The sequence below is a fragment of the Endozoicomonas gorgoniicola genome (assembly GCF_025562715.2).
Taxonomy (GTDB): domain Bacteria; phylum Pseudomonadota; class Gammaproteobacteria; order Pseudomonadales; family Endozoicomonadaceae; genus Endozoicomonas_A; species Endozoicomonas_A gorgoniicola.
In genome coordinates this window covers 1,745,309-1,766,949 of record NZ_JAPFCC010000001.1, presented here as the reverse complement: position 1 = coordinate 1,766,949, position 21,641 = coordinate 1,745,309, and the positions used below count along the sequence as shown (strand labels likewise).

The window sequence follows — 21,641 nt, the reverse complement described above, 5'->3', positions numbered from 1 at the left end:
ATCAATACCCTGTCACCTTCCATGTAAATGATGCAGTTAAAGGCTGACCCGCTCGCAAAAACAAAAACTGCACACTGGAACCGGTGGAGTTAGGTACAATGTAAGCTGCGTACGTTTTAGACAGAGCGTCGCGCTGACCAGAAGATGGGATAGCAAATTCATTTACGATAGCACTGGCATAACGAGGTTTATTATTCATCTCAATGGGCAGCGTTATAGTAGCGACTCCATTGGAACCAGCTGATGCCTGGCCCTCTTGTACAGTAAAACCGTCTGAATAGACGCGGTAATGACCGTTGGCATTACTGCCCGATGAAACAATCACCGCCGTATTCCCATTCGTTGCCGGATCACCAATCAACGCCACCTGCCCGTCAGCCTGCCCCGCATCCTTATAAGCCGCAGACTTAAACAACCCCGCAGCCCAGGACGCTAACCGACTTTTCAACGTCTTCGGCGTCACTATCCCTCTGTCATCTGTACCGGCATCCGTTTTCGCCTGCGTAGCAATCTCAGCCTGCCCCCGCTGGTTTTCGGTGGCCTGGCGGGTGCCTGCGTCCAAGGCTGTCTGAAGGCCGTCCACGTTGGCGATGGTGTGGTTGTGACTGTCGTCTTTGACGGTGACAGAGAGTGTTTTGTTGGCTGAGCCGTCAAAGCTGACTGAGCCTGTGGCATCGCCTGACAGGCTGATGGTTCGGGCTGTTGTCAGTTTGTCGGCGTAAGGGTGGTAGTTGTCGGCGAAAACTTGCTGGTTGCTATCAACATACGCCTTGCCATAGACGGTCAATTTCTTTCGGTTACAGGAAATCGACACGGCAACTTCATTATCGTCGGTTTCCATAAACTCAATTAGATCGTCCGAGCCAATCTGAAGCTCTCCCTTTCCCCGCTGTCTGATATATCCTACCTCACTGCCTGCCCCCCAAGTAATCTGACCGTTGCCTGTCAACGTTCCACCCGACCGGGACAGCTTAGCTGCCAGCTTGGTGTTCATTTCCGCCTCGGTGTAATAGCGGCTATCGTGGTTATGGGTAGCGGGAGGAAATGTTGAGGGCTTGCCGGTAATATTTCCCCAGGAGCGCACAGTATCCCACCATGCTCGGAGCTTTTTAGGCGTTACCATCCGGCGGTCGTCCGTGCCGTCATTGGTTTCCGACTGGGTGGCAATCTCCGCCGTCCCTAACAGCGACTCCGTAGCCTGGGGCGCATAGATCGACACATCACCAGACGGGGCAACCGTGCCGGGGTTGGCGCTGAGGTTTAACTGGTGCGCCAGCAACAGCGTAGCGTTAGCCGCCTTGCTCTGGATGATTGAACCGTCGTCGTTTTGTGCCGTGGCGAACAGTACGCCGCCATCGGTGTAAAACTGCATCTTGGTCACGTCATACACGTCGGTGGTACTGTCCTGCGCTACCACGTAAATGCGGGACGGCTCAATGACCTGCACCCCTTTCAGCGTCAGCGGCTTTATTTTGCTGCTGCCGTTGTACAAATCCACACGGTTCAGCGTGACACCGGCAAAGCCTCTGGCCTGTGCGTTAATGGCGGCATCGATGCCGCTCTGGTGAATGGTCAGACTCATTCCCATGTCTCCCTGGATAATACGACCTGATGAACGTGGGCACTAAGCTCCAGCGGTGCGGCGTGAACCGTTCCCACGTTGAAATTAAAATCGCTGCGTAACGGCTTGGCCTGTTTGATTGCGTTGATGATGTCGTCCTGAAGGTCAGCGTCGGGGCGGAAGGCGGCGGCCTGGATAGTGCCGGGGGCGTTGTCGGGGACGGTCTTGCCTGCGGAGCGTGTTGACCAACCCTGCTTGCCGTTTTCAAAGCGGGGGTTAGGTACCAGTTGTCTGTTTTCAAACAGGTCCCAGCATTCCAGTTCAGCGACCTGGGCGGTGCCGGTTCCACCGTTGTAATTAACAATAAACATCGGGCGAATGTAGGCAGTACCGTGACGGAACAGGTTATGACTGCCGTTACCTTCTCCGGTAATTTCACCCTCAAATATCTGCCAGCCATCGGCGGTGGTGATGGAACGACCATCTACACAGCAGTAGCGATGGGCGCCGGGGTTACCGGCCAAGGCGTTAAAGTCTTTATCCAGCGTGGCTACACCTGCATAAACATAGCTTTTTCCGGCACTGTTAACGGTTTGCCTGACCTTGAACCGCACCCTGTACACACGACTGGTCTGTACCGGAATCGCCTGACCGCAAAACAACCAGACATCATCCCCCGTCCCAATCTCCAACACCGGCAACTGCCGTTCGTTATCCTGCGCTGAAATATCCACGCTGAATGTGTGCGGCAATCCCTTGGGCGACTGCTGCCACCACTCGGTAATATTCGCCGTGGTGCCGAACCGGGCAATGGCGTTTTCAACCGCCTGTAAACTGCCTTTAATACGGTGCTGGTAGAGGGCATCTTTTAAAGACTGGCGTTTGATATGTTCCGGCCAGTTGTCGTTCCAGTCGTCGAGACTGAACGCCCAGGCAAGATAGGGCAGGAACTCAACGGGACACAGGTCTGGGTTCCAGAGTTTGCGATAGATCACCGGCAACTGCTCGATGCGTTCGCTGAGGCTGGCTAATGCCCGTTCCTGTTTAGTCGCTGAAGGTGGAAGCAAGTCAGACACTGTTCAGCACCTCCTGCTTCTGAGTCAGTTCAATAGCTGAACAGTAAGCCGCCTGTACATCCGTGGGGGTAATGTCTGCCGCTGGCTCATGCAGCACAACACGACTGACACCCGCCTGTTGCAGCGCCCCGTAAATACCCGACACCGGCACAATAGCCCCGAGTTTATGTCGTGACTCAACAAACTGTTGAACCGCATCACGGGCGGCGTTCATTACCTGTTCAACACCCAAACCACCCTGTGTGTAGAGGTCAGCTTTAACCCGGTAGGTGGTGATGGTGGCACCCTGTACTGTCAGGTCGTCGGTCAACTGCCGGACGTGTTTCTGCATCAGATGATCCGTGACGGTTTTCAGCAGGTCAGCCGATGGTGTGCCATCCCCTTCATGAGACAGGATGGTGTTGATAATGTCCGCGTCGTTTTGCCGCTTGGGCTTGGCGTCTTTCACCTGACCGGATGCGCTGAGACTCTGGAAGATATAAGCCCCTTCGGTTCCGGCGTTGGTCTGCCCTTCCATAGAGAGCTGGATTCGGTAACGGTAGGGGTCATCTTTTTCCATGACTTTTTCACGGGGAGGAATGGCGTCAGGATCACCGGCATCAATCACCAGTCGTTTAACGTTCCACAGTGCGCCAAGGTTATCCAAATCGGAATCGGTGGCGTAAGGCAGCATCACCGCCTGGGCTTCGTCGTTGATCTTTGCCCGTAGCAGCATTTCCCGGTAGGCGCAGACCTCAAAGATTTTATAAGCGGGGTCGCTTTCCAGTGGTGCGGAAAAGTCCGGGTAACGCTGTTGCAGCTCGGCCAGAATCTCACTGAGGGTTTGCTCATAGTCCAGCGCCTCAACCACCTTGGGTGGCGGGAGCTGTGACAGGTCGATAACGGTAAAAGCCATTAGATAATCAATCCTTCCAGAGTGACGGGTTTACCATCAGGTAAATATTCGCCTTCCAGATCCAGTGTCACCTGTCCACTGCTGACACTGACCACCTGCACCTTGTCCAGCTTCAGCCGTGGCTCCCAACGGTCAAGGGCTTCTGCCACGGCGGCGTAACACTCACTTTTCCAGACGCTGTTCACCGGCGCGTCAATCAGGTCAAACAGCCTTGAGCCGTAGTCACGGCGCATCAGCCGGGTGCCTAAGGGTGTGCGCAGAATGTCCGCAATGCTCTGCCGCAGGTGCGCCTGCCCTGACAATATTTTCCCGGTATGGGCATCAATGCCGTTCATTGTTGCTGCCCCGTGGTTTGTGTAGTGGACGGGCCAGAAGCGACACCGGAATGCTTATGGCTGTTGTAAATTGCCCGGTCGGCCTGCATGGACCGGGTCTGGTCGGTGATGTCGCCGGTGGCGGTAATGTTCTGAGTAGCGGTGATATTGCCGTTGACCCTCAGGTCGCCGGTGAACTCAATGCCACCGGTGCTTTTTAATTCTGTGGTAGCGCCATCTGGCAGTACCGCCTTGAGGTGATGCCGTTTGCGGTCATACTCCAGCCAGGCACCATCAGGAAAGGTGTAGATTTTTTTATCCGGGTCAACGGACGGTGCCGGGTTGCTGGCCGTATACCCGGCAGGCAGCACCCAGCCCTGGGCAAAGTTGCCGGACGGGCTTAATACCACCACCTGCTCGCCCACTTCCGGCATATCCCAGCTGCGGTTATTGCCTGCCCTGGCCACCAGTGGCGGTAACCAGGCCGTAACCAGGTCGCCAATTTCCACCCGTACCGCTGGCGGATCGTAACGCACCGCCTGCACCCGGCCAGGGCGAACCAGGTTAGCCAGCTTGCGGGCCAGCTCCACCAACTCAAACGACTCGTTCATATTCATGCTCGTTACCGGTTCCGGTGTCAGGCTCAATGCCCACATAAACCTCTTTGGGCAATACCCCGGATTCATTCCAGATGCTGTCACCCAGGTTAACCACCTGCCGCCAGCTGACACCCCAGAGCGCTGTGCGGGTACTGTCCAGCGTGCCGCTGTAGAGGTTGCGGGCGTCGAGCCGTTGGGGAATGCTGCACTGCCCCTGCAAGCCCCACAGGTTGTCAGGAATCAGCAGCATTAGACTTTCCACCAGGTTCAACACTGCCCGGTCTCTGGGTAATCCGGGTAGATCCTTCGCCACCACAAACGCCGTCAGTTGCAGTTCCACATGACGCCGACCGTCGCCCAGTGCCGTGTTACCCGGTACAGCCAGTGCCGCCAGGTAGATAGCGGGTGCTGTTTTGCCCAGCCGTTTCAGCTCCGAAGCGTCAAAGCGGCCACCGTGCAGGTCGCAGGCTTTAAGGGCGGGTAAACGCTTTTTAACACCCGCGATAACCGCCTCTAAAAAGCTCAGCAGGGTTACAGGAGCTGGTTCAGCCATGCCTCGATGACCTCGTTCAGTTCGTTTTCATTATCAGACGACAGACCCAGATAAGGCCGTGCAGGGATCGGCTTGCCGACAGGCTCCCCGCCTAACTGGTGGATTGCGCCATAAATCAGCCCGGTGCCGATCTGCACCTCATCGCCATTCACCTGGTAAGCGATGGAGTCCAGCAGATGCCCCTGATACTCCAGCATGCCGCCGGAGGAACGACCTGACTTGCGGGCTGCCCAGTCATCGCTCAACGGCTCCCAGGGAGAGCCGTCCGGCGCTTCCTTCTCTTCGGACAGACGCCGCCGGGTCTGGCTTTCCACCGTGCCGCCGATCTGCTCCAGCAGGTCGTCATAATCGGCTGAGGCCAGCTGGTTCAGGCGTTCGGCCAGCACCTCCAACCCTTTGGTGTCCTGGGTAAGGGTAACGCCCGCCATTACAGGAGGCCGCCCAGGGTCTTGCGGGTATGGAGCCGTTTACCACTGACCAGCTGCACATCGCCCGCAGTGTTCTCACCAGGCGTACTGGCTTCGGGCAAGCCAAGACGCATGGAACCGTCAGCCAGCGCCTTAAGGGTTTTAACCGCATTCTGGTAGCGCCCTTTCACCAGGTCGGACATAGTAACCTCGGTCTCGCTGAGCCAGTACACGGTCAGGCTGACCGCCAGTCGTTTAATGGTTTCCGGCACTTTTGGCAACGGCATCAGGTAACGGCTGGACAGGTGCATGTTGATCTCGTCCGTGGCGTCGGCAATGGCCCGGTCCACCACGGCAGTATTGATCTCGCCAGTGCCTTCCCGGTCTGACAGGATAATCAGCTCGTCTTTGCCGATGCGCTCGATCAGGTCCTGCTGGGTGATGTAGGCTGCCATAGTCGCTCACTGCCTATTCAATAATGAGATTTGTTTCAGCCTTAAGCTGGCTAATCTGGTCATCGCTTAGCATTTCAGCCTTGATCGTTCTGCCTTCGTGGGGCCAGAACTTGCCGCAGCGGTAGAAGCCGGTTTTTGACTTCGCCCGGATGTGGTAAGTGTCAGAGGTTGCTTCAGGTTCGGATTCCGTTGATTGTTCGCCCCGGGAATCGGTCAGAGTTTCGGTTTCTTCCTGCTCATCCTCGTCCAGTGCCAACATGTCCTGGGTATTGAGAATACGTTCAATCAGTTCGTTATTGGTGCCGCTGGTTGGAAACTCTTCGCCCAGTTGCTCAGACAGCCCTTTCAGCATGGTTTGCAATTCGCCTTTTCTCAGGGCCTTGAGTTCTTTTTCTGTGCTCATGGTTCTGGTCTCTGTGATGGGGGGGGTTCATTGACCAGGCTGCTATGGGGGGGCAACCTGGTCAGGCACAGCAAAGGCTTCTGTTAGAGGTACGGCGTGACCAGCACTTCCACAGCATTGCGGTTGATGTTGGTGGCACCGGCTGCGTTACGCTCTGCCTTGACGATCTCGAACGCCTTGTCACGCAGGGAGGGAGGCACGACCAGCACGGTCGGGTTCACGCCCATTGGACGACCACCGTCCGCTTTCACGCTCTGCATACTGGCGTAGGCGGCGTTGAAGTTAGCGGCGGTCAGGGCAGCCTTGGAACCAAAGGCCAGCTGCCAGAGGCCAAAGCCGACGTTTGAGCGGCAGTCCACGCCATACTCGGCCATATTCCGGGTAAAGCTGGGCTCGTCTGTATCCTTGTCACGACGGGTGAAGACCGGCTTTTCGCGTTCCTGGAAGATCAGCGGCTTGAGTGAACGACTGGTGTCCAGCAAGTACCAGGCTGGCTCTGTACCCGCCTGCGTGTTGCTGACGGTCACAGCTGTACCGGTGCCGTCCACTTCCGGATACACCGGGTGATCGGTGTCGAAGAAGTTCTGACCGTCGTAGCACAGGGTACTGAAGCCGCCAGCCAGAAGGTTGAAAATCAGTTCATCCGGAAAAACGTTGGACGCTCGCCCCATCTCTTCAAACATCGGGCTGTAAACACCAATCTCGTCATCCTTGATGTCATCACGGTTGACACTGACCGTGCTTTCCCAGTGCTTGTTGGTGATTGAATATTCGTGGGTCTTCATATCCTTGACCACACGATCACCCACCCACTCCCGGAAGCCGGGCCAGTTACCCAGCCAGCCGTAGGTATTGGATCGGGAGCCTGATGCCACGCGCATGGCGATCTTGTCCCACATCGGTTTGGCATTGCCAAAGCCCTTTTTAAACGCTGCATTGAAGGTGACAAAAAGGTTTGTCAGCAGCGACCCGGTAATAATGGCCATTGTTGTTTTTCCCTAAAAACGGTGAGTGGATGGTTTATTCCCAAGGTTACGCCTGACAGTCGTCCAGACTGCTCAGGAACTCTTCTTCTGACACACCGGACTGACGACACAGTGCCAGCTGCTCGTCAGTCAGCTTGCTGTGTCTGGTGCCTTCCGGCTTCTTGCCGCCCTTGCCCGCTTCGGTGCTGACAATCTGCGGCGCAGACTCAACAAAGGACTTGAAGCGTTCCAGTCCGCCTTCCTGCCGACAGGTGGCCAGGTGATAGTCTTTACTGGCCGGTGCCACCTTGCCCGCTTTAATAGCTGCGTCTACTTCGGCTTCAACTTCTTTGTCCTGGAAAGACTTCAGGGAGGTTTCGGCAGTAGTGGCCCGGTTCAGCGCCAGTTCGTAGTCGGCCTTGGGCACGAACTTGTCAGCGTCCGGGGTTTCAGCACGGTTCAGTGCCAGTTGATGGTCACTCTTCAGCTTGCCGATTGCCTGGACAGCTTCCGCCTCGGTGGCGTCTTCCTTCAGGCTCAGGGCAGAGCGCATAGCTTCAGACAATGGCATGTCTGCTTCTCCTTTTTGGGGGTTGTTTTTTTCGTGGTTAAGCGCAGGAAGCTGCGGCAGATTTTGAGAGTTGGTCAGGCCGACACTTTTGATGCGGACGACTTCTCCCTGGTCGTTCCAGTAGAAGGCCGGGCTGTAATACTTGTAGGACTTGCCCTCTACCAGCTGACGACCACTGTCGTTCCACTCGACACGACCCCAGATAGCACCGTCACGAACTTCAAGGTCACTGAGTTTGATCCAGGCTTGAGCCGGTGCTGCTTCGCCTTTTGGGCCTTTCAGTTCAGTGGCGTGCTCGATGTCCCAGGGAACATCACGACCGACATTGCGGGTTCTTGCCAGAACGGCTTCAGGGTTGGAGTTATGCCAGGTGCGCCCGTCCTGGCCGGAGAACTGACCGGCTGGTATCAGCGGCAGCCACTCGGGAGCCTGGCCTGATTCAGTCAGCTGGAAGTTCAGCGCAAGATCCACGGCTACATGGTCTTGTTCCTGTTCGGAGTTAAGTGCGAGATAGAATGCGTTCATAGCCTTTGAGGTTAAAGGCTATGGCGGGGAATCGGTTCTAAAGGGTTTTAGGGGATTTTCTCCGGCGGGCTACCGGGGAACTTTGCTCAAGGTAAGAGTTTTGGCGGACTCATTAGCAGTCTATTGAAACAAAAAATCCGGGTAAAGCTTAATCCTCATCATCGAAGTAAATCTCATGCACTCTCGAAACCCGGTAAAACCTTGGCTTGTCATTCTTGTCCGTCTCGACATTCACATCCACATTGAACGACACTTTTAGAGGGTTTTGGTTTTTGTCGTGGATGAGGTATCGGATTTTTTCCCGATCCATTTCTGAAAGAAAGAAAACAGATAAAGGGTCAATGGAAAGAGATTTAACAACTGCCTTGTCCCCTGTGCGCCCATCAGCCTTTGGGTCGTCAATGTTCGTCTGATGAAAGTACATCAGTACATTTTTATGGTCAGCATCACTGGTTTGCTCCAAAGCCTGTTTCGAAAGCAGGGCTCCCCTTCGAGCCTGTAACGCCTCATCACTGGTAAATTTAATATTGAACTTTACCTTTGCGTCAGCCCTTTCTTCCTCATACTCAATGACCGAAAAGCCTAACTGGCCGTCTTTGTTATCTGCTACAGCTTTGAGGATATCCGCAGCCCGGTCACATTCTGTTTTGGTATAAGGAACTTCTGATGCTTCTACGCCCCCTTCTTTTCCTACCCCTCTAAAGTACTTAATTCGATCAACAATATTATTCATAAACTCCATAAATATGTTGATAGAATCGAGGGCTGGAAATAAAGCTCCGAGTATATCGGTGGCACTGCCAAGCTCGGCGAGAATGCAGTTATTTTCTATCTTCGTTATATAACCGACATTCACCACCCAGCATGACATTTTCCTAATACCTGCTATCTATTATCAGATAAGCAAATATCAAGAAGCCTTGTTATGCCTCCTATTCAATACCGCTCTCAGGTCATGGATCATCTCGGTCTAGTGGCTGGAATGTGCAAAGAGCTGGGCATTGCCGACCATATCGACAGGCGCGCGCCCAAAGTATCTGACGAATGGAACATCTCCCACGGTGAGGCCGTTGTCGCGATGATTATCAATGGCCTCGGCTTTACGGGGCAGTCTCTCCACATGTTCCCTCAGTTCTTCTCCAATAAACCCCTCGATAAACTGATCAGAGAGGGGATTGAGCCCGAACACATAAACGACAAAGTTCTTGGAAGAGCACTGGATGAACTGTTTGAACTGGGTGTCAGTAAAGTCTATTTTGAGCTGGCTATCAAGGTGGCTACGCATCTCAAATTGCCATGTGATGCACTCAACCTTGATGGCACAGGATTTCACGTCGATGGCCGTTATAACAGCGAGGAGGAAGTCAGTGACGAAGACCTCAATTGCATCAGGCTTTGCAAGGGCTACAGCCGAGATCATCGTCCTGACCTGAACCAGGCCATATTGCTCCTGCTGACCGAAAACCGGGCAGGCATTCCGATGTTTATGAAAGCAGCCAGCGGTAATGTGACGGACAAGACCAGTTTCAAACAAGTGGTTTCTGAGCATATAAAGAGCTTCAAAGCGGCACTGAATGCCCGTTACTTCATCGGTGATGCCGCATTGTATGTGGCTGAAACCGTTCAGGAACTGAGTCAGCAGGATCAGTTGTTTATCTCCAGAGTTCCTCTCAACATTGGTGCAGCCAAAGAACTGGTTCAAAGTGCGCCATTGCGCTCAATGGTTGAGGTTGAAGGGTTTGAGCATTACGAATCTGTAGAGACTCTGTCTGACTATGCAGGTGTCGTACAACGTTGGGTACTGTTTCGAAATAATCAAAGCCAGAAAACAGAACAGAAGACACTGACAAGGCGTATGCAGAAAAAGTCCCTGAAGGAATTCAAGGAACTTGAGAAATTGGGCAAGAAGCCATTCTGTTGCGAATCGGATGCCATGGAAGCTTTCAAGCTATGGCAAAAACAGTCCGTATACTGCCAGGCTGAACCTGAGATCATCGAGAGTCCCTGCTATAAAACCAAAGGCCGTCCTGCTGATGGGACAGTTCCCGACCACTATGAATATTATGTGACAGGCTCCTGCGCGGTTGCTGTACAGACTCGTCGTGATGCAGAAGCATCGTTGGGTTGTTTTGTTCTGGCAACCAACGATACAGATACAGCCCGGCTTGACGCTGGCGAACTACTGAGGACGTATAAATCCCAGCAGCAGGTTGAGAGAGGTTTTCGCTTCCTGAAGAGCCCTGATTTTCTGGTGTCTTCACTGTATCTCAAAAAACCTGAGCGTATTGAGGCCCTGTTAATGGTGATGACACTCTGCCTTATGGTCTATGCTGCAATTCAGCATCGAATCCGCTATGAACTGAAAAGGCAGAGCCGAACGTTCCCGGACATGAAGAAGAAACCAGCCCAGAACCCAACGGGCAGATGGGTTTTCCTGTGCTTTGATGGGATTCATGTGCTGTCGGTTAACGGGACGGAGAAACACATGGTTGGAATATCGGAGAGGCAATCGACGATCATTTTTATTTTGGGCTCAACGTACCAAGAAATTTATTCCTGAATAGGGTGGTGAATGACGGATATAAAGCTTTATATCGTCGGAAGCCTTGCCGCCTTTCGCTCTTGCTTTCTTGTGTATGTGCTTCCGGTATTCCATAGCCAGTGCCTGAAATGACAATGTCATATCAACCAGCTCTATCGGTTCATGTATGTCGAGGTGAAGTTGTATTCTTGCTGAACTCATGGCATCCAAACCAACTGAACTCATGACCTAATCCCTAAAATAATCGGCAACAGTAAAGCTATACTGATACTTTTGCGTACGAATGTACAAGAACTCAGGTCAAAGTTTTAAACAAACATCGCCGTTAAAGGGGTCTTAAAGGGGGTAGCCACTGAGTTCTCATTTCAGGGCTATCGTTAACCACCCGGATACAAAAAAGCCTCAGGGAGCACCTGAGGCTTTTTTATCGAGCTTTACCAGATAAGGGTAACGCTGCTCAAAATCATTAACCGTTTCCCTGACATAGTTTCTAACCTGCTCGTCAGAAAAAACATCCACATCGATCAACCGGGCAAGATACGTTACCGCCCTGTCAGCATGCTCAGACGCAGAGGAGGGTGCGTCATCACTCTTGATATCTGCATAGGCCAGATCATTCATAACCTGGTGCAGCGTGACTGCCGGAACCGTTACATGCTCGTCATCCTCCCGCTTGATTCTGTCGATATCGACCAGATACCTTGAATGCAACTTTGCAAGCAAAGACCTGACGGCCTGCTCGCTCATACCTTCGCCAGCTTCGTAATACTTCGAGATATCCGATATAGCATCAGCAATCTGTCCACGCAGAGAGCGATAGTAGTTATGTTGCACCAGAGACAACAGCACACTCACTGCATATACAAAAGCTGTGCCTGTTACCAAACAGGCCGAGATAATTCCAAAGGTTGTAAATATATCCTGCATAGCTATTTCCTTATATTTGATAATGTTCAATCAGCGTCACACTTTTAAAAATTCTTCAATCTGTGACTTGTCACGCTCCATTAACCGGTGCGCACCATGAATCAGCCGCGTGATAACCTCGGCCTGTTCGGTGTAATCCAGGCCGGTCATCAGTTCCTCAAGACAGGCGCGGGTGCCTTTGTAGATTTCCAGGTTAAGGTTCTCCGCTCCCCTGGCCTGTTTCCAGGCGCGCTGGCGTTCGCGCTGCTTGCGTTTGCGCAGCCTGGCAGCCTCACGCTTCTTTTCCTGTTTATCCATGACTGAGCAGTACCTTTACCAGGTCAAACAATAAAACGGTGGCAACACCCGCTATAAATAAATGATGCGGGTGTTCAGTAAATGCCGTTAGCACCTGTATAACGACCATACACACAGCACCAAATATAAGACTCTCCATCAGTAGCATCATTCGCCCTCCTTCTTAAACGCCCTTTCCTTCCCCTTAACCACCGTTTCAAGGTGCGTTAAACGCCCTTTACCGGGGTTATAATCCCACCCCGGATCAATCCCCTTGGGCACGTCCATAATTTCGCCGGTGCGCTTGTTCGTCCACTCCCTGGTCTCGATGTCAGGAGCCTTAAGACCGTGTTTGCCCTTGATGCGGTTGTACTCGACCTGTGACACCTGCCGTACACGACACTTGCAGCCCCACCCGTTTTGGGGGTAATGGGTGTTCCAGAAACTGTCATCAGCCGGTAACAGCAGCCCTTGCCATTGGGTGTGCTCTTTGCGGTGCTCTTTGGACGGGCCCAATTCGTACAGCAGGTAAGGATGGGTTTTCCTGGTGCGCTGGATGCGGTCCCACTGACCGGCAGCGCGGGCAGTGCGCAGGTTGGTGTCGTAGATAATTCTTAAACGGTGAGGGCTGCCCAGCTGCGCCAGCTGGGTCTTACCTGTTACCGGGTCGGTCATGTCCTTAATGCCCCACCACCCTTTTTTCTGTAACAGCGGAGTCAGCTCCTTACGGAACTGCTGGAGGGTCTGGCCTTCCGCAATCGCCTTTAATGTGCCGTCGCGGATGTCCTGCAAAATATCCAGCTGCATGGCCTTGGCGACGGTAAAAACGGTCTGGTGTTCATACTTCCAGACATCCATCCAGCTAAACGACGGTTTTAATTTTTTGTTTTTGAAGTACTCTAATACTTCTGGTGGTGGCTCACTGGGAAACTTGAACTCAGCCATCACCTAACCCCCTAGCCTTAAAGGTTCCTTCTGCCAGTTTTGTTATCAACTTCGAGGTATCCATTGCACCGTCTTCCAGCAGCTCAGGCAAACGGGCCAGAAACTCCTCAAGGTCTTCGCATTCATCCGCCAGGGTCTGGACAGGGTCAAGAATGGGTTTCATGACGGGTTCCCATTCCTCCAGCATCTCGCTTTCCAGTTCTTCCAGAATCTTCTCATCAGAGCCTGGTTGTTCACGGTTTAACCCCAGGGATGGGGTGTATCCCGCAGAGCTTTCGGAAAGCGAACGGGACAGAGCTAAAGAGTGATTCAGGGCAGGTTCAGATACTGGCTGCACTTGCCCCTGTGGGTGCATCAACTCAGCCCCTTCATCAGCATCAGCAAACCCGAACCGGTCCAGCAGCTGGGATTTTTCGATTTTAAGACCACGGTCAATCATTGGCCCCAGAGCTTCGGACAGTGTCTTGAGGTCTTCCGGCTCGATGATCGGCAGTGTAATGCGGGGGTATTTTTCCTGTGGCCCGTGGTTCAGGTCGATGTACCACTGCACCAGGGTTTGCAGGGTATTCGCCAACTGCCGGGCGTCGTCTTTCTGGATATCGCCGCGAACGTCATTATGAACATTGGCCTGGGACTGGCTGCTGCCGTCGTCTGCGGTCATGGTCTGACCCAGTACGCCCTTACTGATCTGCCGGTCTGCCCATTCGGCCATGTTCTGGAACAGGGTATCGCCGCCAGTGCCTTTATTGGTCTCGATCAGTTCCAGTTTCATGCTCTCGGGAATGGCGGCCCCGGCATCGCTGGCAATGTTGGCGATGGCATTGACCAGTGTTTCGATTTCCTCATCGGTGGCGTTTGTCCCGTACTTGCCCACCCGGATCGGCATCCCGAACACTTCCGCAAACGCCCACCAGTCTTTCAGGGTATAGCCCTTGAGCATGTACATCACAGCCGTCAAACGCGCCAGCCCGTTACGCACCGGCAAGCCGCTTTTGATGCGGGGCATATGGATCAGGTACTTGTACGGCTCCAGTTGTCCACCTTCGACAGTGTGGTTCTGGTGCCGTAGCTCCCTGCCGGTTTCGTTGTCGAACGTGAAGAAACGGGGGTCAGCCCAGCGGTAGTCGCAAGGCTGCCAGTGACCTTTATCCGTTTTCCAAACCACTTCTACCACTGAAAAGCCTTTGCCCAGCCCGTCCAGCAGGTCGAACAGCATATCGCTGAAGGTTGGCTCGCTGACCAGGGCGCGGATCTCGTCCGCCAGCTCGACATCCTTTGCATCTTCACTGACAGCCTCAACCACCGGCTCGATACCAGACACCGCCAGCTTACGGGTTCTTAACTGGCTGGAGTAATGGAGGTCACGCTCCTCCATCTCTTCCGCCAGTATCAGGTAGTCTTCCATATCGCCGTCGATGGCATTGCGCAGCACACTGGCCAGCCGTTCCGGTGTCAGGAAGGACGCCACTGAATGACCGGGCGACGCCTGTCTTACGCCGGTCAGGGTGGCGCGGGTGATGTGGCGGGTCAGGTCTTTTTTCTTGAACCCTTTGCCAGTATCAGGGTTGATGATGATGCTTTCGTTCATAGGAGCGAGCCTCGTCCCTTGAGTCCTCGGGTGACTCTGATGGTTCGATCACCGGTGTCTGTGTCCGGTGTTTGTTTTTTTACAGGGTGGTAGGCGTATTCCACCGCATCCATACAGGACGCCGACCACGCAAGGCATAAGGCAATGGCTGCGTCGCCGTGACGTTGCTGACTCCTGGCAGAGGCTGAGCCTGTACTGGTGTTGCCGTCGGGAATCTTGGGAATGCCTTTGACCACCTGGATAGCCCGCAGGTCAGATAGGATGTCAGCGTCTTTGGGTATCTCGATATTGTCGTCTTCAAAAGCCGCCTTGAAGGGTGGCATGTTTTCCAGATACCAGCCCTGGGTCAGCATCACCTCATCAATCAGCCCCGAGCCGTAACGGTAGCGGGCCTCTTCTGCCAGATAGGAACCGTTGCCCCTGGCATCGAGCTTGCCACCGCAGAGCCTGGGGAGCCGATCCCCGATATAGAACAAGATTTGTTCCTGGTTGCGAAACGGCACGTTTTTCAACTCAACAATAAACGGACAGCGACGCTTAAGGTTTTGCTCAACCATCAGCGGCGCAATCACGGTCAGGTCTCCATTGCGGGCGAAATCCTCACCAAAGGCGTGTTGTAACTCAGGGTTAAGGGCATCTAAAAGGGGTTTTAAATGGTCGTTACACCAGTCTTCAATAATGGGTCTGCGCTTCTCTTCTGCCCACTCGTTAAACTCGGCTGTGCCTTCATAACGCAATACCGGGGCTTCCATCATGCGGGACTCAATCAGCACCCGGCTCATATAACTACCGCCCGAAGCTTTAGGCACACAGAAGTATTCTTCCAGTGCGTCTTCTTCGGTGGCGGTGTCTTTCAGCAGGTTGTCCCGCCACTGCTGCTGAGACTGGGGCGTCCACTCCTGACCCGTTACCAGGCAGATACGCTTATAGAGGCCGTCCGCCAGGGCATCATCAAGGGTTAAGCGGTGGACACTGTAGCGCTTTTTACCGGCGCGGCTGTCGGTGATGAGTTCGTTAAACAGGTTGTCCACGCCGTTGTGGGTGGAGATCAGCCGCACCTTTGCGCCCCACATGGTCAGCGCCAGTGCTGCCTTGAGTACTTCCGCCAGACGTTCATGGAAAGCTGCTTCATCAATGGTGACATTGCCCTGCATACCCCGCAGGTTCTTGGGGCTGGAGGACAGCGCCTGTACCTTGAAACCGGAGTTCGGGAAGTACACGACGTAGGTCAGTATTTCCTTGTCGCCGTTTTCATCCAGAAAGATTTCTTCCTGGGCGGTGCTGGATACCTTGTCAAAGGCTTTGGCCCACATGGCGACAGCGTCGATAAACTCCCGCGCCATCTCCTTGTTGGAGCCTACGTAGAAGTGGTTGGTGCCGCCTGCCTCTTTCGACGCACCCGCCGCCAGGGTAGCGTCAGCCGCTTCGGCCCAGGTGATACCGGTTCGCCGGGACTTCTCCGCAATCTTCAGCGGGGAGTCGTCGGCGATCCAGCGTTGCTGGTAGGGGAGGAGGACGGAATCAGGAGCTTGCATTGATAACCTTTTGTAATGATATCCAGCCTACGCAACTATTTTTTTAACGCTTTACCAATAGGGCCGGATCGAGTCGCCACCTGCGCAGCCACAGCCTGAACCGCAATATCAATAACTGCCGCTTTAAAGTCAGCACTGTTTAGCAGCTCTTTTTTGATAGATTCCAGTTGCTCGGAAGATATACCTTTTGCCTGTTCAAATGCCTTTTCATTTTCTTGCTTCCAGGCACTCTCATACTGAAGACGATAGGCTTCCTTCTCGTACAGCTGGCTGACTGCATCAGCTCTGGCTGCATCTTCTCCCATCTGCTCACTGTAGCGATCCGGATTCAAGCAGTGCCCTTGTCCTATCAACTGATGACCAGTGACCAACGTCATCACGCAAATGGTCGTCATACCCCGAAAAATATACTCCTCAGCCCTGATCAGTGATTTGATATGGTCATGGTCAAAGTCAACAGGCTTAGTCATCACGCAATCCCCAGTATCTCTTTCTTAATGGTTTCAATGGTTGAGGCGGTCATGCCCTGGTTAGCCAGTGCCTCCCCGGCTTTGTCTGCGGCTTCCTCGGCAAAGGCTGTCCGCATCTCCTGCTCACGCTTCAGGCTGTCCCTTGCTGCCCGTTCCACTCGCTGAGTGACCAGCGCCAGCTGGTTGATGGCCTTAAGATCCGGCACCTCCTGCTCTTCCAGTTTCATCCCGACTTCAATAGCCAGGGTGTGGACGATCTGCTGGAGCATCCTGCCAATGTTGCTGACGGGTTCATCACCCAGGCGATCAACCCATACCGCAGATATTTCCTTTAGCTCACGGGTCTTGGCCATTATCCGGTCAGCCTGTTTCTGATAACGGCTCAAACTCGACTGGCTGACCTTATCCTCACCGTGTTTCTCACAGAGGGTATTCACCTCTTTGAGAATGTCCGCCTGACTCATCCGGTCTTCACGGATCAGCCGGTCCAACTCGGTTTTGATCGGCTTCGGCAGTCGTTTAATCCGGCTTTTGCGGTTACGGGTGTGCTTTGCCCTGGTTGCGTTCATCTTCCTGTACCTCCCGCCATTCCTTCTGGTGCTGTTCCCGCCGTTTGCGTATTGCCTCCAGACACCGGGGCAGGTGCGGGCATTGAGCGCATTTGCTCTGTTTCTTCATTTGGCACTGGGACGTTTCACACCCGCCACACTGGCACGGCCTGCCGCCACGTCTTCACCTCGACTGTTAAGGGTGGCCACCTGTATCCCCCCAACGTCTTCCAAACTGATAAGCCCCTGCTCTTTCAGGAACTGCATATGGGACACCGTTAAGTCACGGCTGATGTTATGCCCGTAACGGTCCAGCACCGTTTGCAAAATGGATTCGTTGGCCTGGTAGCCGTTCATCTCAGCCAGTGTCCTGAGGATGACCAGCCGCTGGTCGGCGTGGAGTACTGTTTGATAGCTCACGACTTACTCTCCCTTCTTGTTCGTCAGCAGGAACTGGTGGATGGTTTGCAGCAGGTTGTTCTGGGCGGTGATCTTTTCCTGTAAGCCGGACAGGTCGCTTTTGATGTCTGACAGGTCTTCGTGGGTCGCCAGTCGTTCCTGGTTGTCTTCAAGCCTTTGAATGCGCCTGTCCTGTTTCTTCTGACTCTCCCGCACCGCGTCAATCCCCTGTGTATTCTTCTGGCGTCGCTTATCCAGCGCTGTCCAGATAAACAAGGCCAATAAGGCCAGGGACTGAACCACGTCCCACCAGAACCTTGCCGCACCATAATCCATCTCAACCGGCATAGTGTTTCTCCCTGCGCTCCTTGAGGCGCTGACACTCCATACAGCGACAGGCGTCAATGCCTGCCGTCAGTCGTTCTTCAATCGAGGTTTCGCAGTCCCGGCAACAGGCGACGCCTTCTATATATAAAGGTTTCTCCCTGAGGCGTTGCCGGTGCTGTTGCAGCAACTGTTCCCGCTCGCTTTGTTCCAGCAGCTTGGCGCGGTCCAGGTCGTCCATGGCTACTTCTGCCCTTTGCCCTTGACGTAGTTGTAAATCCCGCCCGGTGCCAGTGCGGCCATGGCGGCCATGGGGTCGTAACCCTTATGCACCATATAAAAGGCCAGCCCGTAACCGAGATAGCTCATGACCTGCCGCCCCATCTTGTGCAGGGCATCGACCCAGGGGACGGTGGCAGTGTCCAGTTCCTTGCGGTAGGTTTCTTCCAGCATCTGGCGCAGCTCTTCACCCGCCATATCCAGCTCATGGCGAAACTCGTTGAGCTTGTCCTTGTCGGTGATGGCCTTGTCAGCGATGTCTAGAACTTTTGAAAACGGGTTCATCCATGACGGTATATTCATAAAAGACGCTCCTCATAAAGGTATTGTTGTAATTCGTAGGTGCGCTTCAGCCAGCCCCGGTAAAAACGACGCTGGCTGTCAGTTTGGGCAATGTCGAAATAGCGTCTGGCGCGGCGGCTTAGATAATCACTAAGGTAAGAAAGCGGCGGGTTGTGATGGGCATGTCTCAGAGTTTGGGGACCCATGAGGCCATCTACCTTCAGTCGCAGAGATTGCTGCAAGAAGCGGATAGCTGTCCGGGGACCCATATTGACGGCGGTATCCAGCACGACACAGGCAACAGCAACCGGTAGCTCATTACAACAGCATTTCAGCCAGTAGTCCTGGTAATAAATGGCTTCCGCCTGGCCGACGGTCAGGTTCTTGATATCAAGGTCAGGGTAAGCCCGTTTGCTGATGCCATAGTTGGTTTCGCCCCCGTTGTCGTTGGGGTCGTTGACATAGCCACCTTCCTCAGACAGCACAAAGGCAATGGCGGTTTCAAAAGCGGATGAGTAGGTTGATGCGTTCATGCCGCCAGTGTGCGGCAGCTGGTTCAGGGGTTGGTACTAAAGGGTTTTAGGGGATATCCCCAGAGGTGGGGGGGGAGGGCTGGCAGGCCGTTAAGCCTGCCCGTTGGTAAACAGATTATGCTGGATGCGGTTCTGATGCAACTGCCGCTGTTCCTTGATAATCTCGTAGATTTTCTGCTCGCTGAGCCGGAACTGCTGGCACAGCTCCCGGTGGTTGTGGCCGGTGAAGGAGTCATAGATGCGTTTGTTGCGTAACGCCCGTTTGATCCTGTCACCGTTGGGCAGGTAGTAATTCCTGCCACCACACAGGAACGACATCGCCAGTAACACACGCTCCATCTGCTTATAGGTGGCGTCCTCCTGCTCGCCTTCCCGCCGCATCTGGGTACGGATCGCCTCAGCCAGTGTCACCAGCTCGCCCGGCCAGTAGTCTTTCTGGTGCAACACGTCATCATCCAGGTGCGCCATGATGTCGTTGTTTTCAGAGTCGATGCCGAACAGGTCTTCCATATCACCCCCCCCTTAATAAAGATCGCTCACCTGACGACTGGCGTCTTCAAGATCGTCAAGAATGGCTTTGAGTGGATGACCGTTTTCCAGCTTCTGCTCTTCACAGTACTGGTAGAGCGCAGCAACTACCTCATCAGTCGCCTGTTTGGCTTCCAGCCAGGTCACGTAGTAGAGAGGCTTGGCGATATTTCTGTCCTGAGTATCTACATAGGATCTGACTTCCGATTCCAGGTAGCTAACATCGTCCTGCAAGGTCGCCACTTCAGTAGACATCTGCTCAACAAACCGCTCCTGCCCGAACTTCTCAATGATGGACGGTTCAATGCTGGCATATTGCACCAGTTCGTCAGGGGTCATATTGGCTACAAGTGCTTCATTCATTGGCATGGTCATTTCTCCCTGTTTTTAATACAACGCTTCTGCCACTGCTTGAGGCTTTCCAGCAGACGGCTACAGACGTAAGGTTCCTGCTCCAGCCAGTCCACTTTCTGGATACCGCGCCCGTGGTTAAATTTGGCGCTCATCCGTTGTACCCATGCCTCAAGGGCGTTTTCAGAGCCGTCACGAATATCGCCATTATTTGCCATCTCAATCCACAGGGCGCGGATTTTGTCCACCTGCCGACCTTGGCTTACGGGACTTTTGCGTTTGGCAAAAGGTCTTTTTTTAATGGTGGGTTTGAAGCCCAGTTTTTTGAAATAAGCCTCTACGGTATATAGCTGGCTCAGGGTCATGTCCTTACAGCTGGTTTTGCCGGTCTGGCCTTCCAGAGCTTCCCGGTAATCCTTGTCGCTCATGCCCAGCTCACGCTTGGCTACATGGATGCGAATAATGCACCGGTCGCGCTCCGGGCGCTTGGCGGCACTTCCCCCATCCCTGGGGGTCGCTTTGTGGTCGTGCCGTTCAGATGACATGCTTCACCTCCGGGTGATCCACGGCGAGGGCTTCCAGCAGGTGACGGCGATGGGCTTCAAAGTGCCTGATCAGCCGCTGGCTCTGCTCGTCGGCGTGTTTGAATACTTCGTCCTGGTTGAACTCATCGGGATAGACACAGGCTATGTCCCGGCTGACCATGTGCATGGCCAGCAGTTCGGCGATTTTGCGGGCGGTGAGTGGACGACCTTCAGCAGTCATACCGCCTCCAGCCTTTTAGTCTCATCGCCAGACATTCCCCTGTGAAGATCTGCATTTTTGCCAGCCTGGTAGCCTGAATAAATGGCATCCCTGTCTTGCGCTTTCGCTTTATGAGTCCGTTGTTTTGTTGGCTCTACTTTCGAGTGCTCTGCGTCCATATACCTATTAATCAACGCTTTGTTTTCTTCACTCTGAACGAACTCTTGCACCTTCTCATAAACACCAATAACCCAATGCAGAGCAAACAGGTCAGCCTTTCGAGTCTTGTTGACTTTCCTGTATCGCCTCAACGTCTTCATGTACGCAGAACGATCCTTTTTCAGCTGGCGGTACAGTACTTCATAGGCATAGGAAGCCACTAAAGCCTGAGACTCCATACCGATAAACTTAACCTTGGTGCATTCCCAATCAACGAGATACAAAGGCTCTACTCCGAAAGCTCTTTTCATCAAGCTAACCAATGCCTGGTGGTACTGCGGTGGGTTCCGAACCGTACCAACAGAACACTCGGCGGTCTCAATGCCAGATAAGGCTATCGTTTCGTCATTAACATTATGCTTCTCCATCAAAGCCTGAGCCTGACGCAAAGCAGTGGCTGCTTCATTAGCGTTACTCGATTTTGCCAACGCCAAACATTTTTTAATCTTTGCAAGTACCTTCTTGTCGCTCATACCGCCTCCTGAATACTCAATACCTGGTCACACTCAGCCAGCAACGCCTGCAAGTCCGGGCGTTCCTCGCCGTGTTCCTCGGCAAAGTCCAGCTCATCCCGCAACTGCTGAGCCTGACGGGCGCACAGGTCGATCAGGGTGCTGATCTGCTCGTCCTTGTGGGCGATAACACGGGCACCGGCAAAGCCTTCCGGTTCGGGTTCCGGCTGGGGCAGATCGGCAAGACAGTAGACATTCATGTGGTCTTTGATGCCCAGCTCTTCGATGGGCTGGATGATGGGTTTGATGTCCTTAGTCATTGTTATTGTCCTCTAAGAGTGGAGGTGGGTTCCCCCACCTCCGGTTTCTCCTTTA

33 protein-coding genes are annotated in these 21,641 nt (G+C 53.7%); 1 reads left to right on the top strand and 32 read right to left on the bottom strand.

Annotated features, from left to right (window positions below; genetic code table 11):
• Position 1: 1 nt before the first annotated feature.
• The 12 genes from NX722_RS08030 to NX722_RS07975 all read right to left on the bottom strand — a co-directional run bounded on the left by NX722_RS08030 (position 2) and on the right by NX722_RS07975 (position 9,195).
• Positions 2 to 1,582, bottom strand: a complete 1,581-nt coding sequence (locus tag NX722_RS08030; RefSeq protein ID WP_262567550.1) for a tail fiber protein — start codon at positions 1,580 to 1,582, stop codon at positions 2 to 4.
• Positions 1,579 to 2,637: a phage tail protein I gene (locus tag NX722_RS08025; protein ID WP_262567549.1), complete on the bottom strand. Its 1,059-nt coding sequence runs from the start codon at positions 2,635 to 2,637 to the stop codon at positions 1,579 to 1,581. The genes NX722_RS08030 and NX722_RS08025 overlap by 4 nt, the downstream gene beginning before the upstream one ends.
• A complete protein-coding gene (locus NX722_RS08020; protein WP_262567548.1) occupies positions 2,630 to 3,532 on the bottom strand; it encodes a baseplate assembly protein in 903 nt (300 codons plus the stop codon). Before NX722_RS08020 ends, NX722_RS08025 begins: the two co-directional genes overlap by 8 nt.
• Positions 3,532 to 3,867 carry a GPW/gp25 family protein gene (locus tag NX722_RS08015; protein WP_262567547.1) on the bottom strand — a complete coding sequence of 112 codons (336 nt, stop codon included), beginning with the start codon at positions 3,865 to 3,867 and terminating at the stop codon, positions 3,532 to 3,534. Before NX722_RS08015 ends, NX722_RS08020 begins: the two co-directional genes overlap by 1 nt.
• Positions 3,864 to 4,463, bottom strand: coding sequence for a phage baseplate assembly protein V (locus tag NX722_RS08010; protein WP_262567546.1), 600 nt, complete (start codon positions 4,461 to 4,463; stop codon positions 3,864 to 3,866). The genes NX722_RS08015 and NX722_RS08010 overlap by 4 nt, the downstream gene beginning before the upstream one ends.
• Positions 4,441 to 4,998, bottom strand: coding sequence for a hypothetical protein (locus tag NX722_RS08005; protein WP_262567545.1), 558 nt, complete (start codon positions 4,996 to 4,998; stop codon positions 4,441 to 4,443). The genes NX722_RS08010 and NX722_RS08005 overlap by 23 nt, the downstream gene beginning before the upstream one ends.
• Positions 4,977 to 5,426 (bottom strand): phage virion morphogenesis protein, encoded by a 450-nt coding sequence (locus NX722_RS08000; protein ID WP_262567544.1) that lies wholly within the window; start codon positions 5,424 to 5,426, stop codon positions 4,977 to 4,979. Before NX722_RS08000 ends, NX722_RS08005 begins: the two co-directional genes overlap by 22 nt.
• Positions 5,426 to 5,860, bottom strand: coding sequence for a gp436 family protein (locus NX722_RS07995; protein ID WP_262567543.1), 435 nt, complete (start codon positions 5,858 to 5,860; stop codon positions 5,426 to 5,428). The genes NX722_RS08000 and NX722_RS07995 overlap by 1 nt, the downstream gene beginning before the upstream one ends.
• 13 nt (positions 5,861 to 5,873) lie before the next feature.
• On the bottom strand, positions 5,874 to 6,263 hold the full coding sequence (locus NX722_RS07990) for a hypothetical protein (protein ID WP_262567542.1): 390 nt from the start codon (positions 6,261 to 6,263) through the stop codon (positions 5,874 to 5,876).
• 83 nt (positions 6,264 to 6,346) lie between these two features.
• Positions 6,347 to 7,249, bottom strand: a complete 903-nt coding sequence (locus NX722_RS07985; protein WP_262567541.1) for a Mu-like prophage major head subunit gpT family protein — start codon at positions 7,247 to 7,249, stop codon at positions 6,347 to 6,349.
• Between the two features lie 46 nt (positions 7,250 to 7,295).
• Positions 7,296 to 8,324 carry a phage protease gene (locus NX722_RS07980; protein ID WP_262567540.1) on the bottom strand — a complete coding sequence of 343 codons (1,029 nt, stop codon included), beginning with the start codon at positions 8,322 to 8,324 and terminating at the stop codon, positions 7,296 to 7,298.
• 148 nt (positions 8,325 to 8,472) lie between these two features.
• A complete protein-coding gene (locus tag NX722_RS07975) occupies positions 8,473 to 9,195 on the bottom strand; it encodes a hypothetical protein (protein ID WP_262567539.1) in 723 nt (240 codons plus the stop codon).
• A gap of 54 nt (positions 9,196 to 9,249) precedes the next feature.
• Between NX722_RS07975 and NX722_RS07970 the strand changes: the two genes are divergently transcribed.
• A complete protein-coding gene (locus tag NX722_RS07970; protein ID WP_262563709.1) occupies positions 9,250 to 10,884 on the top strand; it encodes an IS1634 family transposase in 1,635 nt (544 codons plus the stop codon).
• Here NX722_RS07970 and NX722_RS07965 read toward each other — a convergent pair.
• The 20 genes from NX722_RS07965 to NX722_RS07870 all read right to left on the bottom strand — a co-directional run bounded on the left by NX722_RS07965 (position 10,858) and on the right by NX722_RS07870 (position 21,586).
• Positions 10,858 to 11,091 (bottom strand): hypothetical protein, encoded by a 234-nt coding sequence (locus NX722_RS07965; protein WP_262567538.1) that lies wholly within the window; start codon positions 11,089 to 11,091, stop codon positions 10,858 to 10,860. The genes NX722_RS07970 and NX722_RS07965 overlap by 27 nt on opposite strands.
• 177 nt (positions 11,092 to 11,268) lie before the next feature.
• Complete coding sequence (locus NX722_RS07960) at positions 11,269 to 11,793, bottom strand: hypothetical protein (RefSeq protein ID WP_262567537.1); 525 nt, start codon at positions 11,791 to 11,793, stop codon at positions 11,269 to 11,271.
• A gap of 36 nt (positions 11,794 to 11,829) precedes the next feature.
• Positions 11,830 to 12,090, bottom strand: a complete 261-nt coding sequence (locus NX722_RS07955; protein ID WP_262567536.1) for a hypothetical protein — start codon at positions 12,088 to 12,090, stop codon at positions 11,830 to 11,832.
• Positions 12,083 to 12,241: a hypothetical protein gene (locus NX722_RS07950; RefSeq protein ID WP_262567535.1), complete on the bottom strand. Its 159-nt coding sequence runs from the start codon at positions 12,239 to 12,241 to the stop codon at positions 12,083 to 12,085. Before NX722_RS07950 ends, NX722_RS07955 begins: the two co-directional genes overlap by 8 nt.
• On the bottom strand, positions 12,238 to 13,014 hold the full coding sequence (locus NX722_RS07945) for a phage head morphogenesis protein (RefSeq protein ID WP_262567534.1): 777 nt from the start codon (positions 13,012 to 13,014) through the stop codon (positions 12,238 to 12,240). Before NX722_RS07945 ends, NX722_RS07950 begins: the two co-directional genes overlap by 4 nt.
• Positions 13,007 to 14,602, bottom strand: a complete 1,596-nt coding sequence (locus NX722_RS07940; protein WP_262567533.1) for a DUF935 domain-containing protein — start codon at positions 14,600 to 14,602, stop codon at positions 13,007 to 13,009. Before NX722_RS07940 ends, NX722_RS07945 begins: the two co-directional genes overlap by 8 nt.
• The gene (locus NX722_RS07935) at positions 14,599 to 16,137 is read right to left on the bottom strand and encodes a hypothetical protein (RefSeq protein ID WP_262567532.1); all 1,539 of its coding nucleotides are present in this window, start codon (positions 16,135 to 16,137) and stop codon (positions 14,599 to 14,601) included. The genes NX722_RS07940 and NX722_RS07935 overlap by 4 nt, the downstream gene beginning before the upstream one ends.
• A 35-nt stretch (positions 16,138 to 16,172) precedes the next feature.
• The gene (locus NX722_RS07930) at positions 16,173 to 16,607 is read right to left on the bottom strand and encodes a Gp49 family protein (RefSeq protein WP_262567531.1); all 435 of its coding nucleotides are present in this window, start codon (positions 16,605 to 16,607) and stop codon (positions 16,173 to 16,175) included.
• The gene (locus NX722_RS07925) at positions 16,607 to 17,176 is read right to left on the bottom strand and encodes a DUF3486 family protein (RefSeq protein WP_262567530.1); all 570 of its coding nucleotides are present in this window, start codon (positions 17,174 to 17,176) and stop codon (positions 16,607 to 16,609) included. The genes NX722_RS07930 and NX722_RS07925 overlap by 1 nt, the downstream gene beginning before the upstream one ends.
• 105 nt (positions 17,177 to 17,281) lie before the next feature.
• Entirely contained in the window at positions 17,282 to 17,575 is a 294-nt protein-coding gene (locus tag NX722_RS07920; protein WP_262567529.1) for a VpaChn25_0724 family phage protein, read from the bottom strand.
• Positions 17,576 to 17,578: 3 nt separating this feature from the next.
• The gene (locus NX722_RS07915) at positions 17,579 to 17,902 is read right to left on the bottom strand and encodes a DUF2730 domain-containing protein (protein ID WP_262567528.1); all 324 of its coding nucleotides are present in this window, start codon (positions 17,900 to 17,902) and stop codon (positions 17,579 to 17,581) included.
• On the bottom strand, positions 17,892 to 18,119 hold the full coding sequence (locus NX722_RS07910) for a hypothetical protein (RefSeq protein ID WP_262567527.1): 228 nt from the start codon (positions 18,117 to 18,119) through the stop codon (positions 17,892 to 17,894). Before NX722_RS07910 ends, NX722_RS07915 begins: the two co-directional genes overlap by 11 nt.
• 2 nt (positions 18,120 to 18,121) lie before the next feature.
• Positions 18,122 to 18,460: a hypothetical protein gene (locus NX722_RS07905; protein WP_262567526.1), complete on the bottom strand. Its 339-nt coding sequence runs from the start codon at positions 18,458 to 18,460 to the stop codon at positions 18,122 to 18,124.
• Complete coding sequence (locus NX722_RS07900) at positions 18,457 to 18,972, bottom strand: glycoside hydrolase family 108 protein (protein WP_262567525.1); 516 nt, start codon at positions 18,970 to 18,972, stop codon at positions 18,457 to 18,459. The genes NX722_RS07905 and NX722_RS07900 overlap by 4 nt, the downstream gene beginning before the upstream one ends.
• 90 nt (positions 18,973 to 19,062) lie before the next feature.
• A complete protein-coding gene (locus tag NX722_RS07895) occupies positions 19,063 to 19,482 on the bottom strand; it encodes a Mor transcription activator family protein (protein ID WP_262567524.1) in 420 nt (139 codons plus the stop codon).
• 12 nt (positions 19,483 to 19,494) lie between these two features.
• A complete protein-coding gene (locus NX722_RS07890; RefSeq protein ID WP_265442342.1) occupies positions 19,495 to 19,863 on the bottom strand; it encodes a hypothetical protein in 369 nt (122 codons plus the stop codon).
• A gap of 8 nt (positions 19,864 to 19,871) precedes the next feature.
• Positions 19,872 to 20,396 (bottom strand): gp16 family protein, encoded by a 525-nt coding sequence (locus NX722_RS07885; protein ID WP_262567522.1) that lies wholly within the window; start codon positions 20,394 to 20,396, stop codon positions 19,872 to 19,874.
• Positions 20,386 to 20,616, bottom strand: coding sequence for a hypothetical protein (locus NX722_RS07880; protein ID WP_262567521.1), 231 nt, complete (start codon positions 20,614 to 20,616; stop codon positions 20,386 to 20,388). Before NX722_RS07880 ends, NX722_RS07885 begins: the two co-directional genes overlap by 11 nt.
• Positions 20,613 to 21,287: a DUF2786 domain-containing protein gene (locus NX722_RS07875; RefSeq protein WP_262567520.1), complete on the bottom strand. Its 675-nt coding sequence runs from the start codon at positions 21,285 to 21,287 to the stop codon at positions 20,613 to 20,615. The genes NX722_RS07880 and NX722_RS07875 overlap by 4 nt, the downstream gene beginning before the upstream one ends.
• Positions 21,284 to 21,586: a hypothetical protein gene (locus NX722_RS07870; RefSeq protein ID WP_262567519.1), complete on the bottom strand. Its 303-nt coding sequence runs from the start codon at positions 21,584 to 21,586 to the stop codon at positions 21,284 to 21,286. The genes NX722_RS07875 and NX722_RS07870 overlap by 4 nt, the downstream gene beginning before the upstream one ends.
• Positions 21,587 to 21,641: the final 55 nt, after the last annotated feature.

Bases quoted from the DNA above. Each gene is read 5' to 3' on its own strand.
- NX722_RS08030 (WP_262567550.1), bottom strand. From the start codon at position 1,582: ATGAGTCTGACCATTCACCAGAGCGGCATCGATGCCGCCATTAACGCA.
- NX722_RS08020 (WP_262567548.1), bottom strand. From the start codon at position 3,532: ATGGCTTTTACCGTTATCGACCTGTCACAGCTCCCGCCACCCAAGGTG.
- NX722_RS08015 (WP_262567547.1), bottom strand. From the start codon at position 3,867: ATGAACGGCATTGATGCCCATACCGGGAAAATATTGTCAGGGCAGGCG.
- NX722_RS08010 (WP_262567546.1), bottom strand. From the start codon at position 4,463: ATGAATATGAACGAGTCGTTTGAGTTGGTGGAGCTGGCCCGCAAGCTG.
- NX722_RS08005 (WP_262567545.1), bottom strand. From the start codon at position 4,998: ATGGCTGAACCAGCTCCTGTAACCCTGCTGAGCTTTTTAGAGGCGGTT.
- NX722_RS08000 (WP_262567544.1), bottom strand. From the start codon at position 5,426: ATGGCGGGCGTTACCCTTACCCAGGACACCAAAGGGTTGGAGGTGCTG.
- NX722_RS07995 (WP_262567543.1), bottom strand. From the start codon at position 5,860: ATGGCAGCCTACATCACCCAGCAGGACCTGATCGAGCGCATCGGCAAA.
- NX722_RS07990 (WP_262567542.1), bottom strand. From the start codon at position 6,263: ATGAGCACAGAAAAAGAACTCAAGGCCCTGAGAAAAGGCGAATTGCAA.
- NX722_RS07985 (WP_262567541.1), bottom strand. From the start codon at position 7,249: ATGGCCATTATTACCGGGTCGCTGCTGACAAACCTTTTTGTCACCTTC.
- NX722_RS07980 (WP_262567540.1), bottom strand. From the start codon at position 8,324: ATGAACGCATTCTATCTCGCACTTAACTCCGAACAGGAACAAGACCAT.
- NX722_RS07975 (WP_262567539.1), bottom strand. From the start codon at position 9,195: ATGTCATGCTGGGTGGTGAATGTCGGTTATATAACGAAGATAGAAAAT.
- NX722_RS07970 (WP_262563709.1), top strand. From the start codon at position 9,250: ATGCCTCCTATTCAATACCGCTCTCAGGTCATGGATCATCTCGGTCTA.
- NX722_RS07965 (WP_262567538.1), bottom strand. From the start codon at position 11,091: ATGAGTTCAGTTGGTTTGGATGCCATGAGTTCAGCAAGAATACAACTT.
- NX722_RS07960 (WP_262567537.1), bottom strand. From the start codon at position 11,793: ATGCAGGATATATTTACAACCTTTGGAATTATCTCGGCCTGTTTGGTA.
- NX722_RS07955 (WP_262567536.1), bottom strand. From the start codon at position 12,090: ATGGATAAACAGGAAAAGAAGCGTGAGGCTGCCAGGCTGCGCAAACGC.
- NX722_RS07950 (WP_262567535.1), bottom strand. From the start codon at position 12,241: ATGATGCTACTGATGGAGAGTCTTATATTTGGTGCTGTGTGTATGGTC.
- NX722_RS07945 (WP_262567534.1), bottom strand. From the start codon at position 13,014: ATGGCTGAGTTCAAGTTTCCCAGTGAGCCACCACCAGAAGTATTAGAG.
- NX722_RS07940 (WP_262567533.1), bottom strand. From the start codon at position 14,602: ATGAACGAAAGCATCATCATCAACCCTGATACTGGCAAAGGGTTCAAG.
- NX722_RS07935 (WP_262567532.1), bottom strand. From the start codon at position 16,137: ATGCAAGCTCCTGATTCCGTCCTCCTCCCCTACCAGCAACGCTGGATC.
- NX722_RS07930 (WP_262567531.1), bottom strand. From the start codon at position 16,607: ATGACTAAGCCTGTTGACTTTGACCATGACCATATCAAATCACTGATC.
- NX722_RS07925 (WP_262567530.1), bottom strand. From the start codon at position 17,176: ATGAACGCAACCAGGGCAAAGCACACCCGTAACCGCAAAAGCCGGATT.
- NX722_RS07915 (WP_262567528.1), bottom strand. From the start codon at position 17,902: ATGCCGGTTGAGATGGATTATGGTGCGGCAAGGTTCTGGTGGGACGTG.
- NX722_RS07910 (WP_262567527.1), bottom strand. From the start codon at position 18,119: ATGGACGACCTGGACCGCGCCAAGCTGCTGGAACAAAGCGAGCGGGAA.
- NX722_RS07905 (WP_262567526.1), bottom strand. From the start codon at position 18,460: ATGAATATACCGTCATGGATGAACCCGTTTTCAAAAGTTCTAGACATC.
- NX722_RS07900 (WP_262567525.1), bottom strand. From the start codon at position 18,972: ATGAACGCATCAACCTACTCATCCGCTTTTGAAACCGCCATTGCCTTT.
- NX722_RS07895 (WP_262567524.1), bottom strand. From the start codon at position 19,482: ATGGAAGACCTGTTCGGCATCGACTCTGAAAACAACGACATCATGGCG.
- NX722_RS07890 (WP_265442342.1), bottom strand. From the start codon at position 19,863: ATGAATGAAGCACTTGTAGCCAATATGACCCCTGACGAACTGGTGCAA.
- NX722_RS07885 (WP_262567522.1), bottom strand. From the start codon at position 20,396: ATGTCATCTGAACGGCACGACCACAAAGCGACCCCCAGGGATGGGGGA.
- NX722_RS07880 (WP_262567521.1), bottom strand. From the start codon at position 20,616: ATGACTGCTGAAGGTCGTCCACTCACCGCCCGCAAAATCGCCGAACTG.
- NX722_RS07875 (WP_262567520.1), bottom strand. From the start codon at position 21,287: ATGAGCGACAAGAAGGTACTTGCAAAGATTAAAAAATGTTTGGCGTTG.
- NX722_RS07870 (WP_262567519.1), bottom strand. From the start codon at position 21,586: ATGACTAAGGACATCAAACCCATCATCCAGCCCATCGAAGAGCTGGGC.